Genomic DNA, 14,208 nt, shown 5'->3' with positions numbered 1-14,208 from the left:
GCAATAGAGCCGGTTGAATCCGTTTCTCAATACAGGGGCAACTCATCTTTCATTCTCATAACCTCTCCTCGCTCACCGGACCATGCCAGGGTCAGACGGTGGCGCAGTGATGGCTCTTCACGCCACAAACGCCAGTGCCGGGAGGGTTTGTCGTCACCTTCAATCGTGGCCGCCACGCTGGCAGAAAAATCAATCAGGATTGAGGAGAAGGGGAGGGAGAGCCCCCGTCCGTCTGCTTTGGCGACAGCCTCGCGGGCTGTCCAGAGTTCAATAAATGCCTCAGAGCGTTCAGCACTGCCCATCGATTCCAGCCGCCCTCTCTCTTCAGCGCTCAACCCGTATGCCGCCAGATCACTGCGGGGAACCTGCTCATGATCAACCTCCTCTACATCAACACCCACTCTCCCTGCATTACTGAGAGCAACAGCAACCATGCCCTTTGTATGGGAAAGGCTCAGATCAATGCCACGGCACTCATCCATGTCGAGAAATGGCTTGCCAAAGCTGTCACGGGAGATAATGAGTGCAGAGGGACAGAGGCCGATCCTGTTGGCGATAACAAGGCGGAGCAGGGCATGTGCGGCAACATAGGCAATGCGGTCATGCTCGTGTCGAAACCTGAGAGCACGCGCCCGTTCCTCATCATCAAGCAGCTCAACCCACTCCGGCGGAGTGAGCTCCAGACGCTGAAGGTCATGCGTCCATAACATGACGGCATCTTCACTATATCTGCTCATAAGCTCTTCAGAATAGTATCACAAATATGGCCGGCAAGCTCTTCGACAAAAGGAGGCTGCAGCATCTGGCCGTGCGTCCCTTCGATCCAGCGAAGCTCTACTCCGCCACCTGCATAGGGAAGCCATCCGTTATAGTCGTCACCCGGAATACCGGGAGCCTGGCTTGAAGGAACTCTCGGGCGGATGAGCAGCAGCTCTTCGTCGCTTTTTCGGGGGTGGTAGCGAAGGGCTGCCAAACCGTTGTTCTGGAAAAGAGCAAGCAGACGCCTCAGATGATCACGATCAATACCTTCCGGAAGATAGTCGCTGCTCCGTTCATGAAGCACAAGCCTGTCAAGACGCTCTTCAGGACTCAGTGTGCGCAGAAACCCGGCACTTCCGAGTCCCATCTCGTCGAACATGGTAGCAATGAACTCGGCTTCATCCATCTGAAGCATGATGCGGATCGGATCGGAGGAGGCAATACCGTCAAGCACAATGACCCGATCAATGGTGAACCCGATCCGGCGAAGCTGGCATGCAGCCTCCCAGGCGAGCAGACCGCCAAAACTCCATCCAAGCATGATAAGCGGCTGATCGGGCTCCAGTAATTCAGCCAGATCATGAAGATAGCCGGCAACCATGGCCTCAACCGTGGGCTGAAGGGATTGTCCGGCTTCAAGACCGGATGCCTGTGCCATGTAGATTGGCCACTCTGCTCCGAGCGCATCGGCAAGGCCCTTGTAACATAATACATTGCCTCCGACAGGATGAAAGCAGACAATCGGTGTTTGTTTACCGCCCCTGTGGAGGGCAACAACCGATTTCCACGTTGAGGCGACCTGTTTTGCCTCTATCCGGTCAGCCATTTTTGAGATTGTTGTCGAAGTAAAGAGCTCTGCGAGAGGTAGTTTCACCCCGAATTCAGCATCCAGGAGGGATACCAGCCGCACACCGAGAACACTGTGGCCTCCAAGAAGAAAAAAATCATCGTCAGCGGAGTCCACCTGAACATCAAGAATGCTCCGCCAGATCGAGGCGAGCCTGCGTTCTGTATCCCTGGTGAAGGGGTAACGTGGCGCGCTGTTCCGGCTCAATAATCCCCTGGTTTGCAGAGAGGGCAGCCTCTGCTCATCAAGCTTTCCGTTGCTGTTGAGGGGAAGCTCATCAATCTCGACAATCAGGGTCGGCATCATCCAGGCAGGAAGGGAGAGATCAAGATCGGCCCTGCATCCTGCGGCATCAAATCCGGGTGCCGGGACAACATAGGCCACCAGAATCCTGTCACCATCCTGACGGGGATCGGCCACAACCGCCACAGCATGGCGAACCAGAGGGGATGCCCTGAGTGCGGATTCGATTTCCGACAGTTCAATCCGGTAGCCCCGAACCTTCACCTGCCGGTCTTCGCGTCCCGTAAATTGAAGGAGGCCCGGCTGAATCCAGCGGCCGATATCTCCCGTCCGGTACCACCGCTTTCCGTTCTCATCGCAGACAAAGCGTGCAGCAGTAAGCTCCGCTTCGTTGATATATCCCCGGGCAAGCCCCGCTCCGCCGATCATGATCTCGCCGGGGATACCGACCGGAAGCGTCCGTCCGGCATCATCACACACCTTTATATCAACTCCCTGGAGGGGCGTTCCGACTGGAGGAGGCAGGTGCCTCTTCCAGCTATCGGCACTCATCCGGTATTGTGAAGCACAGACACAGCTCTCTGTGGGACCATAGGCGTTCCATATCTCACGTTCAGCAACTCCCGGGAGTGCAAAATAACGCTCCGCAAGGCTCGAAGAGAAACTCTCTCCGCCAAGAATAAACGAGTTGACGGAACTCCACGCTCCACTCTTCTCCCAGTAGTCAAGCAGCAGGGCAAAAAGAGTCGGGGTTGAATCGGCAACATGCAGCCGGTGCTGCTGAAAAAAACGGTGCAGAGCCTCCGGGTCCTGCCGGGTCTCCTCTTCGGGAATAAAGAGGGAGTGGCCATTGAGCAGGGTCGTAAAGATATGATGTATCGAGCCGTCAAAAGCAAAGGAGAAGCAGCAGCTTATCCTCAGAAACTCCGCTTCAATCCTTGCCGAAAGGGGAGTATAGATCTCATGTTCAATGGCATTGATCAGATTGATGACCGGTCCGTGTTCTACAAGCACACCCTTCGGTGTTCCGCTTGTGCCGCTTGTGAAAATGAGATAAGCCGCATGAGCGGGGGTCAGCTCGCTCCCGGGCGAAGCGGAAAAGGCCGGATAATCAGAAAAGAGGGCCCTTCGGTCAAAATGGAGTGGCGCCCTTCGGGCGGAAGCGGATGGTGCAGACTCGCCAGGAGCATCAAGAGTGATCACAACATCAAAAGCATAGGGTGCCGGGTCGAAACCCGGTGCATCGACGGCTGAGTGTGAAACAGAGGGTTTTTCCGGACGCCGGGCAGCCCAGTCACTGAAAAACTCAAAGGGGACGAAAAAACTTCCGTTCAGATTGCTTCTGGTAGCATAACCCTCATCGGTGTGCAGACGGGCAAAATCCCTCAGATCGGAGAGGTATGCATCATGTCGATCGAGATTCCACAGATTACCGAGAAAAAGTGTCCCTCCCGGAGCGAGCAGTTTCATCGATTTGTCGAGCACCATCCGGAGGTAGCCGTAACCGGGAAAGCTCTCGATAACGCTGTTCATCACAATGAGATCGAAACTGCCCGGAGGAAGGATGTCAATGTCATGAGCGGCCAGATGACGGCCGGTCACCTGCGTCAGGCCGAGACTCCTGGCGGCAACTTCAACCCGCTCGGCATTGTACCGGGTGAGATCAGTGGCCAGATAGGATGCAGAGAGCGGAGCAATGTAGCGCATACTGAAGCCCGATGCACACCCTATTTCAAGGACACGGGCCCCCTCTTTGATATGACGGGCTATTTTATTGCGGGCATTGCTGCCGAATGCGGCCATGGCTTCAGGTGATAACGGAAGGCCCGTAAATGCGCTTTTCCACCCCCCGGCATCAATATCATCAGCCGCAGATGAGGCGATATGGTCCCACAGCTCGGTGGACATAAGCTCTCCGGGTGTTTCAACCAGTGAATCAACGTCATCGCTGTCGAGTGTGAGGCTGAACTGAAGCGATGGAGAGAGCCACTCAAGCTGCTGCATCTCACCGGCATTCCGGGCAGAACTGATCAGTGCAGCGGCACCGGCTATCGAAAGCAGCTTTCTGCGTCGTTCCAGCGGCAGGGTAGGATCGATGGGAAGGTAGACACACCCGGCTTTAATAGTGCCGAGCAGGGCGGCTATAAAGAGGCGGTGACGTCCGATCATGACTCCTATCCGGCTCTCCCTGGGCAGCTTCCTTTCGATTACAAACCTGGCGATTCTGTCTGAGAGATCATCAAGTTCGCCATAGCTGATAGAGCCCTCTTCATCAACCACGGCGGTGCGCAGGGGATGACGAAGCGCCATTTCCGAAAAACGTGCAGCAATATTCCGGCAGCCGTCGCCTGCATCGGAGAGCAGATCGCCCGATATTACTGCTGAGGATGGATCTTCAAAAATGAAATCTGCAATTTTCATGGGTGCTGATCACGTTGACTTGGCAATCCGGATTGCAAAACCTCCTGGAGGCCGGCTATCTCCCGAAGCATTGAAGAGAAGCTGAGAGCCATTTCTGCCGACTCTTTCGCTGAAATCATGCCGGTATTGAAGAGGAGTCTGAGTTTCAGGGACTCTCCATCTTCATCCATACTGAAAAGACTCTGCACTGCTGTATGCCCGTCTTCGCTGCTCTCCTGCCTGAGACCGTCTGACGTGGGCTTCGCTCTTTTGCTCAGCAGGGCCTGGGAGCGCTGCATGAGTTGTTTGCGGTCAAGTTTTCCGCTCAGGGTATACGGGAGCTCTCTGAGCAGAATAAACCGGGCTGGAATCATACTCTCCGGGAGCTGCTCCCTGAGAAAACGGCGCACTTCGCCCTGTTCGACCGATCCGTCACAGAGAATCCACGCATGCAGTTCATCCAGCCCCTGGTTTGATACAGGAACAACAACAGCCCGGACTATATCTGTGTGCGTTTCAAGAGCATGTTCAATTTCTCCGGGCTCAATTCGCTGACCGCGGATTTTAACCTGCCAGTCGGAACGCCCAAGGTATGCAATGCTCCCGTCAGGCTGCCATCGACCACGGTCACCGGTCAGATAGAGCCGTCCGTCGGGGGTGAATGGATCGGCAATAAACCGTTCTGCAGTGAGTTCCGGTCTGTTCAGATAACCCCGGGCCACCTGCACGCCGCCAATGGCAATTTCACCCGGAATACCAACCGGCAACGGATGGTGCCTCCCGTCAAGAATATAGAGCGAGGTGTTGGCAATGGGACGACCAATTGAGACGGCGCTCTCTCCCCGCCAGGGTGATGCGCACTGCCAGCTCACATCTACGGTTGCTTCGGTCGGTCCATAGAGATTATGAAGCTCGGCACCGGAGCGATCATAAACAAGCCGGTTGAAGCGTTCAGACAGGCTCCGATCAAGCGCTTCACCGCTTGAAAAAACAAGCCGGAGGCTCGCTATGCTCGAAAACTCGATACGACGGCTCTCAAGGGTGTCAAGAAAAGCGGCAAGCATCGATGGAACAAAGTGAATAACCGTCACCCCGTGCTTTTTGATTGCTGCCGCCAGCTCTTCGGGATCCTTCTCCGCACCCGGCCTGAGCATGGCAACTGCTGCTCCTGTCCATGACCACCAGAAGAGCTCCCAGATTGAAACGTCAAAGGTTACCGGTGTTTTCTGCAAGATAACATCACCGGTGCCGATCGGGAACGTGCGCTGCATCCAGAGAATACGGTTGAGAACCGCGTGATGCTCAATCACAACTCCTTTCGGCCTGCCGGTTGAGCCGGAGGTAAAGATGATATAGGCCGGATCATCAGGATCGGCACGAGAGACCGGATCAGCCGCTTCATGGGCCGAAGGAAGTATAATGGCCCGGCAACGCGCGCTCAATACCGCCGGCAGCGGTTGATCAACGAGAACAAGGGGGTTTCGAAACTCCTCGAGCATGTCACCAAGACGCTCGGCGGGGTGGCTTGCGTCAAGGGGAACATAGACCCCTCCGGCCATCAAAATGCCGAATATTGCGGCAAGCATATCCTCTGAACGGGGGAGCAGCATGATGACCGCTTCAGCGCGACCGAGACCGCTGCTTTCAAGCAGAGCTGCCACGGCAGCGGACCGGCGGGCAAAAGTGCGGTAGTTCTGTGCAATTCCGTCATGAGCGATCACCGCACGCTCAGTGGCATGAGTGGCCGAGATCTCAAGAAAGGGTTCAATAATCGAACGGTGTGTCGGCAGGGAGACAGCGGTATTGTTAAAGCCATCTATGACCTCTGTTCTCTCGCCCGGAATCCAGATATCCAGTGCCGAAACCGCTTCTCCTGGCCTGGCGATGACAGAACGGGCAAGCGCCTCAAGGCGCCGGACGATCCGTAGAGCGCTCTCCTCTTCAAAAAGCTCTGTCGAGTACTCGAGAAAGAGCTCTATGGTACCATCCCGCTTCAAGAAATTGAATGCAAGATCGAACTTTGCAAACGGCAGGCTGGCCTTATATGTCCGGGTCTCCAGACCTGAAAGTCGGGGGGGTTCGGGAAGAATATCCTGCCAGGCTACGAGAACATCAAAAAGCGGATTGCGGGAGAGATCCCTTGGCAGATTCAGGCTGTCGACAAGTCGGCCGAAGGGGCACTGTTGATCACAGAGTGCGGCCTGCCACTCAAGGTTGACCGAGGCAAGATGATCAAGAAAGCTCTGATCGGGCTCTATCCGGCAGGGGAGCACCAGGGTATTGACCAAAAAACCGGCAAGATCGGCCATCTCGCTCCCCTCACGTCCGGATGAGAGGGCTCCCAAAGCAAACGGTTCTCTCCGATTGTAACCGGAGAGGCGGTAAAGAAGCAGCTCCGAGAGAGCAAGCAGCATGACATAGGGGGTAACGCCTCTCTCTCCGGCAAGCCGGTCCAACCCTCGACTGACCGTAGTATCAAACCGGATATCAACCGCTGCACCCTCGTAGCTGCGGGTTGCGGGCCGCTGCCGGTCAGAGGGCAGATCGAGCGGTTCCGGCGGGGGAGTCAGTCGTTGAACCCTGCGCAGTATAAGCTCCCGGCCCTCCCTGCTCTCAAGAAACCTCTTCTCTGCAGCAACATAATCCCAAAGAGAGAACTCTGCCGGAGAAGGCGGAGCAGAGGAGAACCCTCTTTCATAATCGTAGAAGCGGGCAAGATCGTCGAGAAGGATGTTCAGGCTCCATCCGTCGCAGGCTATATGGTGCATGACCATCAAAAATCGCCACTGCTCTTCACCCAGCCTGAAAAGAAAGGTCCTGACCGGAGCTTCGGCTTCAAGACGGAAAGGGCGGCTGATCTCCTCCTGCATCCGCCGGTCAGCTTCAGCTTCCGGATTGGCGGAGAGTCTGCATTCAACGGTTTGAGGCAGAACACCTCCGGGAGGAAGCAGGTGGTGTCGCAGATCGGGATTTGCATCATCTCCCGGACGAATGACAAGCCGCAGCGCATGATGGCGCTTTTCAAGAGAGAGAAGTGCACGGCTGAATGCCGCTGAGTCAAGTTCACCCTCTATGGCAAAAGAGAGCGGAACATTGTAGAGTGCCGTTGCCGGAGTAAGCTGCTGCAAGATCCAGAGCCGTTCCTCGTTGTTTGAAAGGGGAAAATCCTCCGGCTCCTCCCTCAGCATCTCCAGGAGAGCAGCACGATCCTTTTTGCCGTTTGCATTGAGCGGAAAGTGCTCAAAGGTTATAAAACGGGCCGGCATCATATAGAGGGGCAACCGTTCGGCAATACGATTTCGCCAGGCCATTTCATCAGGTTGAGATGAGGAGACAAAGGCGACCAGCTCCATCCCTTCCCCCTTGCCATTCACCATGGCCAGTGAATCGTTTACCCCCTTGCACCCGGAGAGAACCGCTTCAATTGCCGGGAGCTCAACCCGGTGACCGCGCAGCTTGATCTGGCCATCCCTGCGGCCGCAGAACTCAAGCAGACCATCCTCTCTGAATCGTGCAAGATCGCCGGTGCGGTAAAGCCGCTCTTCAGGATTATCGGGGTGAGTTACAAAGACCCTCGCGTCAAGATCCTCTCCTGCGGCGTAGCCGATTGCAAGGCCCTCTCCGGCAGCATAGAGTTCACCGATAACACCGGCTCCGCAAGGGCGCATGGCGTCGTCAAGGAGATAGATCCTTGTTCCGGCAATGGGGGTCCCGATCGGCACACTCCTGCCGGAAAGATCCTCCGGACGAACGGTGTGGACAGCCGTAAAAGTTGTATTCTCGGTGGGGCCGTATCCGTTAACAACCTTTAGTGCCGGAGAGGCTTCCATCACTTTTTTAACATGCGGAATGCTCATGGCTTCACCGCCGCTTAATACAACGCGAAGCGGCCTGAATGCAAGGGGAGCGTGGTCAGCGATCCGGTTGAAGAGTGCGGCGGTCAGCCACATGGCAGAGATACGCTTCTCCTGAAGATAGTTGCCGAGCAGCTCCGGCTCCATCAACAGAGCATCCTCAATGAATACAAGCGTTGCGCCGTTCAGGAGCGTGCTCCATATTTCGAGGGTAGAAGCATCAAAACCGAAGGGCGCGGTCTGCGCCATAGCCTCTCCCGGCCGGAGCGAGAGCACTCTTTGGTCAAAGGCAAGACGGCTTACGCCTCGGTGCGGAATGATTACCCCCTTCGGCTCACCCGTTGAACCGGAAGTGAACATAATGTAAGCCGGTTTGTCACCGTAACCTCCATGCAGTTCCGGAAGAGCGCTACCGCTTGCATCGCGCTTCAGCTCTTCAATATCAAGCAGCCTGATACCTCCCGGATCACCGAAACCCTTCTCTGCAAAGAACCGTTCACCGGTACGCCGGTCCGTGATGATCCAGCGGGCATCACACGTATCGAGAAGCTCCCTGACCAGCAGGGGAGGCAGTTTCTCATCCAGCGGCAGATAGGCTGCTCCGCATTTCAGCACACCGAGCAGTGCGGCAACTGCTTCAGGTTTGCGCTGCAGGGCAAGTGCCACGGTGCTTCCCGGCCGGACACCCGCTGCCGAAAGTCCGGACGCAAGAGCTGTGGACCACTCATCAAGCTCCTGATAGCTACAGGATTCATTGCGATAGATGAGAGCGGGAAGATCATGGAACTGCTCTCTGGCACGCTGCCACAAAACAGCAAGTGAGCTTTCACGGGGCCAGGAACACTCCGCAGGATCGGTACCGGAGATAACGGGGAGTTCCGTACCGGTGGCTGAAGATGATTCACCTCTTTGAGCCGGGGAAGAGGTGGCCGGAGCGGTGTCGTCAGCATCAATCAGGAGAGCCATTTTTCCGAGTGTACGCGCAGCAATCGCTGCTGCAAGATCAATGGTTCCGAGTCCGGAGGCTTCAACCCGGTGAACCAGCCGCATGAGCAGAAGACTGTGTCCGCCGAGAATAAAGAAATCGTCGTTACGACTGCGCACATCACTCCGGAGAAATTCACGCCAGAGAGCGGCAAGCCGCTGCTCCTTGTCCGTCAGTGGCTCCTCACCTTCTGCGCACTCCTCTTGCAGGTATGCAATGAGTTCCGGCTTTGACTCCAGCACTTTCTGGCGGATATCGTCACTGAAAACGCCCTCGGGAGCATCAAAACAGAGGGTACCGTTTTCAACCCTGAGCTGTATATCAAGTGCCGAGAGCTCGGCAAGAAGCGATGTTATGGACATTATTTTAAATCACTGTTGCCCTGTTCGTCTCTTCTATCTGTCCTTCATTCATGCGGTACATTCTGTCAGCGAGATGGAACCATCGATCATCATGGGTGACGGCGATAATGATTTTACCGCGAGTCTTCATATCCGGCAGCAGTTCTTCGTAGAAGATTCGCCGGAAGTGAGGATCCTGGTCTGCCGCCCATTCATCAAGGACAATGATCGGCTTGTCTTCGAGTTCAGCCACAATCAACGCGAGTCTTTTACGCTGTCCGGAGGAGAGATCAATGGTGCTGAATGAACCATTGACAACACTCACCTTCTCCTGCATGCCGAACCGTTCAAGCATGAGGCGGATTTTCTCCTGATCAGGCTCTTCAATCGAGGCAAGGCGGCGGGAGAGATGGAAGTCCGAAAATATGGCGGAAAACTGGTTACGGTAGTCCTGCATCTGCCCGATTCTGAGTTCAGCGTGATCGGCAAGGAGGAATCCTGAATCAAGCGGAATAAGGCCCGTAAGGAGACGCAGCAGCGTCGATTTGCCGGAGCCGTTACCTCCGGTTATCATGGTGATCTCTCCGGCCCGAAACTCGGCATTGAGCGGACCAACCTTGAAGAGGGGGGCGCCTTTTCCGTCACGGAAGGAGAGTTCCGCCCTGCTGAGGGCGATCGAGAGGGGCGCCTGTTCGAGCAGTTCGCTCTCCTCGCTTGCTGCGGTTTTGGCGGCTGAAAACAGCTGTGCCTTGATCTTCTCGATATTTTCAAGCGCCATTTCCGCCTTGGTCACAAGGGGCGTGACAAAAGAGACGGTACTGACGGGCCCCGAGATAAAGAGAACGGCAATGGTGGTCGGAAGAATAACGGCATGAAAGCCCGCAACCCATAAAGGCACAACAAAAACCATAAGGCCGACCAGTGAGAAGAGCATGGCTTCTATAACCGCATAATTTCGCCCCCACTGCGCTTTCAGAAGTGAACTTTCCCTGCAGGATTCACGGGAGGCAGCGGCAAGAGTGCGGGTCACATCATCCGCACGCAATGCGTTCATCCTGATCTCCTTGAAGCCATGAAGAAGCTCGGTAAGTCCGTCAAAAACCCGCTTTTCAGCTTCGTCAGCCCTCTGCATCATGGTGCGAAGCGCCCTGACACGGGAAAAACGTATGGCAACGGTTAAACCGGCAAGACCGAAGGCAAGAATACAGGCAACAGGGGAGAGCCATGCAAGGTAGGCTGCCAGAAAGAGCAGCATGACCGCCTGCTGAAAACCGATCACCACCATGGGCAGAACCTCGGCCAGTATCTGGGTGTCCTGGGTAAGCACACCCTGCAGCGTTGCGTGTCCGATCTTTTCAATAGTTACCAGATCGGTTCGGCGGATAAGATCGAAAAGACCGATACGCAGTTTGTGTATGAGCCGCTCGGTATCCTTGGAGGCTGTTACCAGGGTATAGATGTGTGTGACATGGTAGAGCGTAACCGTTATCGCAAACATCAGCATAAGGCGTCCGCTGATCTGGCCGGTTCCGCCCTCCCTGGCCGCAGTCGAGACAAGCGCAACAAGCGACATTGTTGCAACCGCCGACAAGATATTCATAAGAAGGAGCGGCTTCAGATTTTCGGGTATCTCCCGCAAAACCGCCTTGTAAAGTCTCATACCTGGTCCTCCCTGTTTGCGTGCAGTTCCCTCAGGCGTCCGTACTCAAGATGAATACGGCGGTCTGCCGCATCAAAGTAGCGGTCATCATGCGTCACGGCAATAATGGTCAGGCCGCGGCGTTTGAGTTCAGGCAGAATCTCCCGATAGAATTTCTTCCTGAAATAGGCATCCTGGTCGGCTGCCCACTCATCGAGAATGAGTATCGGCTTTTTCTCAAGCAGTGCAGCAACAAGCGCAAGACGTTTGCGCTGCCCGGTTGAAAGCTCCGTTCGGGTAAACTGGTTGCCTGTAATGCCGACCACCCTCTCCATCTCCATCCAGCCGAGAAGCTCCCGGGCGGCCGGGGTGTCAACCTCACCGAGGCCGTAGAGATGCTCAAAGAGATGGAAATCAGAGAAGACCGGCGCCATCAGGGCGCGATATCCCGCAAATTCAGAATGAGTTATAGCCTTTTTATCCTGATAGAGCATGCCCTGCTCCGGATGATAGAGCGAGGTGAGCAATTTTATTAAACTCGACTTTCCGGAACCATTTCCGCCGGTTATGAAGAGCACTTCGCCCCGTTTGACAGAAAGGTTGAGAGGTCCGAGCGTGAAGGGCTTTTCACCTTCCGGAGCCGGATAGGCAAACACCATATTTTCCATCCTGATCTCACTGAACTCAAGGGGGAGGCTCTGCTGCGCCTCCTCACTGCATGGTTCCACAATATCCTCAAGTTCGCTGTCAAGCTCCATCATCCGTCCGGCGGCAGCCTTGGCGGCACGCAGCACCGTCAGGGACTGCATCAACCCGAAAACTGGAGGAACCATAAAGAGAACCGCTGCCGAAATCTTGACCAGCTCGGTGCGCACCGAAGGGGAGTAGACCGGTATGACAAAAACCACAAGCCCCAGCATCAGATTGAACATGGTTTCACCGAATACAAACTGCTGCCAGCTCTGGCGGTGCATTTCACTTCTTGATGAAACCGTATGCAGCGAAAGCTCGTTGAACTCCTCTCCAAGGGCCCTGCTCCGCCGGCTGTTGAGCCGCTGTTCCTTGAATCCGTCAAGAAGGTCCGCAACACACTCAAAAAGCTTTCCCTCATCCCTGCCCAGAGCCTCCTGACACTTCTCAAGAGTGAGTCCGAGGCGGTAGTAGACGGTTGTGGCCACGGCAAGCAGGGCAGTGAGCAGAATGCAGGAGAGCAGGGAGACCGTTGCGATGTAGATGAGAATCATCCCGATCTGGATGACCGAACGCATGGTAAGCGCAAGATACTGGGAGTTTGATGAAACAACCTTGCAGCTCTGGGTGATGTTTGTAAACAGCCTGCTTTGACCAAAGTGCTCAATCTTCCAGAGATCGGCATGACGGAGCCGTCGGATCAGCTTCATTCGAAGCAGATCTATCGCCTCTTCGATATCGGAGGCAAACCGTTCAACCAGACGGGTTTCAAAAACAACATAGACGATCAGAGAGAGGAGGAAGAGCACGGCAAGCGGCAGATTTACGAACTCCTCTCTGGTTTTATCGATCTGCTGGGCAGCAAAAGTCACCACTGAAAGCACAAGAGTGGTGCTCAGTGCCGAGGCTGAAGCAAAAAGAATAAGCTTCCGCAACGGTTTGCCACCGATCAGATGCAGGAGACGAAGTAAATGCAATAGTCTCTCCTTGTTATTAAGACAGTGTATCGAACCTGCTCTTTATGCAACAACAGGGCACCTGTAAATTCGTAAAAAAACAGAACAATAAGAGAGAAATCACCGGTAATTTTTTTCTTCTCTCCCGATTGCACTGCCTGAGATCCAGAGAGCAGAAGAGCGGGTCAACACTAAAAAAAACAACCATATTCTCTCAATATAAAACATTTTACAGCGATATACCTCTCATCTTTCAATGATTCAGCCAGTGCACTGCTTCCTCAACACCCTTTCTGAAAGCCTCACAAAGCGTTCTGTGAGGATCTTCTTTGAGTGAGCTTTCAAACCAGAGTCCGATTTTTCCTTTCCGGCCCAGTCCGTTAATGTCAACAATGTTTCCGAACCGGTTGAGAGGGCTCATGCTTTCACCGCTGGGTTCCGCCAGGGAGATCTGCCAGCTGCTCTCGTCACTGCCGGTGAGCCGGTCAAGATAGTTAAAGAGAACCACCGGAAGGTTGTCGTAACCGTAGAGCGGTCCGTAACCGATTCCCTTGCAGGGCAGAGCTCTTAACCTCTCCCTGTTCATCATGACACTCTCTCCGATCCCGCTGCCGACACCGAGGCAGAGAGGAAAGAGAACCGTGAACCATCCGACTGTCCGGCTCACATCAGGAGGCGAGGAAAGACCCTCGCGACCCGGTTTTTCAACGGTTATCCAGTTCTCCCTTTTTCCGCTCACCTCATACATAGCAGAGGCCAGAGCGCCGAGCAGGAGATCGCTGATTTTCGGGGTGCCGGGCGCACGAGCTGCATGCTCCAGTTTCGCGACAATCTCCGGAGAAAATTCCACTCTGCTGCACTGCATTGGTGAGCTGCCCTCTTCTCTCAGTTCCTGCCAGACGTGGCGCACCTCTTCCTGCTGAACTTCTGATCGCCTCCAGTAGGCACGTTCTTCATCTGTAGCACTGAGGCCATGAGCCCTGACTGCATCGACCCACTCGCGGTAGGTGCAGCTCTTCTGAACGATCGGACGGCCCTCGAAAAGCTCCTTCAGGTCCTCGCGGATTATCGACCAGCTCGCCGCATCAACCACCATATGATGGATGGCAAGAAAGATCCGCTCACTTCCGTCTCGATAGCCTCTCAGGATGCCGCTCTGCCAGAGATAGCCGCGCTCCAGGTCAAAGTGGTTTTGCCACCCTGTCAGTTCCTCAAATATCTCCGCATCACTTTTCCCGCCGATATCGAGTTCCTTCACCTCAATTTCAGCTGACTCCCTCAAAAAACAGCCCCCCCGGGCAGGATAGACCGCCCTGAGCATACCGTGATGCCGGCTCAGCTTCTCCAACGCACCCTGCAATCGCTCTCTGTCAACCGGCTCATTGACGCGAAAGAGAAAGGAGTGGTTGAAGTGATTGCGCTTTTCGAGAGGCCTTGTCATAAACCACTTCTGAACAGGCAGATAATCGAAAGTTTCGGATGCTGTCATACTGT

General features: G+C 54.9%; 6 protein-coding genes. All 6 read right to left on the bottom strand.

Annotation, left to right across the window (positions count from 1 at the left end; all coding sequences use genetic code 11):
* Positions 1–26: 26 nt before the first annotated feature.
* A complete protein-coding gene (locus CFERDRAFT_RS06810; protein ID WP_050770651.1) occupies positions 27–737 on the bottom strand; it encodes a 4'-phosphopantetheinyl transferase family protein in 711 nt (236 codons plus the stop codon).
* Positions 734–4,270 carry an AMP-binding protein gene (locus CFERDRAFT_RS06805; RefSeq protein ID WP_006366480.1) on the bottom strand — a complete coding sequence of 1,179 codons (3,537 nt, stop codon included), beginning with the start codon at positions 4,268–4,270 and terminating at the stop codon, positions 734–736. Before CFERDRAFT_RS06805 ends, CFERDRAFT_RS06810 begins: the two co-directional genes overlap by 4 nt.
* The gene (locus CFERDRAFT_RS06800; RefSeq protein WP_006366479.1) at positions 4,267–9,450 is read right to left on the bottom strand and encodes a non-ribosomal peptide synthetase; all 5,184 of its coding nucleotides are present in this window, start codon (positions 9,448–9,450) and stop codon (positions 4,267–4,269) included. The genes CFERDRAFT_RS06805 and CFERDRAFT_RS06800 overlap by 4 nt, the downstream gene beginning before the upstream one ends.
* A 4-nt stretch (positions 9,451–9,454) precedes the next feature.
* A complete protein-coding gene (locus CFERDRAFT_RS06795; protein ID WP_006366478.1) occupies positions 9,455–11,089 on the bottom strand; it encodes a cyclic peptide export ABC transporter in 1,635 nt (544 codons plus the stop codon).
* Complete coding sequence (locus CFERDRAFT_RS06790) at positions 11,086–12,735, bottom strand: cyclic peptide export ABC transporter (protein ID WP_006366477.1); 1,650 nt, start codon at positions 12,733–12,735, stop codon at positions 11,086–11,088. The genes CFERDRAFT_RS06795 and CFERDRAFT_RS06790 overlap by 4 nt, the downstream gene beginning before the upstream one ends.
* A gap of 232 nt (positions 12,736–12,967) precedes the next feature.
* Complete coding sequence (locus tag CFERDRAFT_RS06785) at positions 12,968–14,203, bottom strand: condensation domain-containing protein (RefSeq protein WP_040433391.1); 1,236 nt, start codon at positions 14,201–14,203, stop codon at positions 12,968–12,970.
* Positions 14,204–14,208 lie beyond the last annotated feature (5 nt).

It is taken from the genome of Chlorobium ferrooxidans DSM 13031 (assembly GCF_000168715.1).
Lineage (GTDB): Bacteria > Bacteroidota > Chlorobiia > Chlorobiales > Chlorobiaceae > Chlorobium > Chlorobium ferrooxidans.
Note: the sequence above shows the minus strand (reverse complement) of the source record. Positions and strands in the feature narration are given on the sequence as shown.

Excerpts from the sequence above, each read along its gene's own strand:
- CFERDRAFT_RS06810 (WP_050770651.1), bottom strand. The coding sequence starts at position 737 with ATGAGCAGATATAGTGAAGATGCCGTCATGTTATGGACGCATGACCTT.
- CFERDRAFT_RS06805 (WP_006366480.1), bottom strand. The coding sequence starts at position 4,270 with ATGAAAATTGCAGATTTCATTTTTGAAGATCCATCCTCAGCAGTAATA.
- CFERDRAFT_RS06800 (WP_006366479.1), bottom strand. The coding sequence starts at position 9,450 with ATGTCCATAACATCGCTTCTTGCCGAGCTCTCGGCACTTGATATACAG.
- CFERDRAFT_RS06795 (WP_006366478.1), bottom strand. The coding sequence starts at position 11,089 with ATGAGACTTTACAAGGCGGTTTTGCGGGAGATACCCGAAAATCTGAAG.
- CFERDRAFT_RS06785 (WP_040433391.1), bottom strand. The coding sequence starts at position 14,203 with ATGACAGCATCCGAAACTTTCGATTATCTGCCTGTTCAGAAGTGGTTT.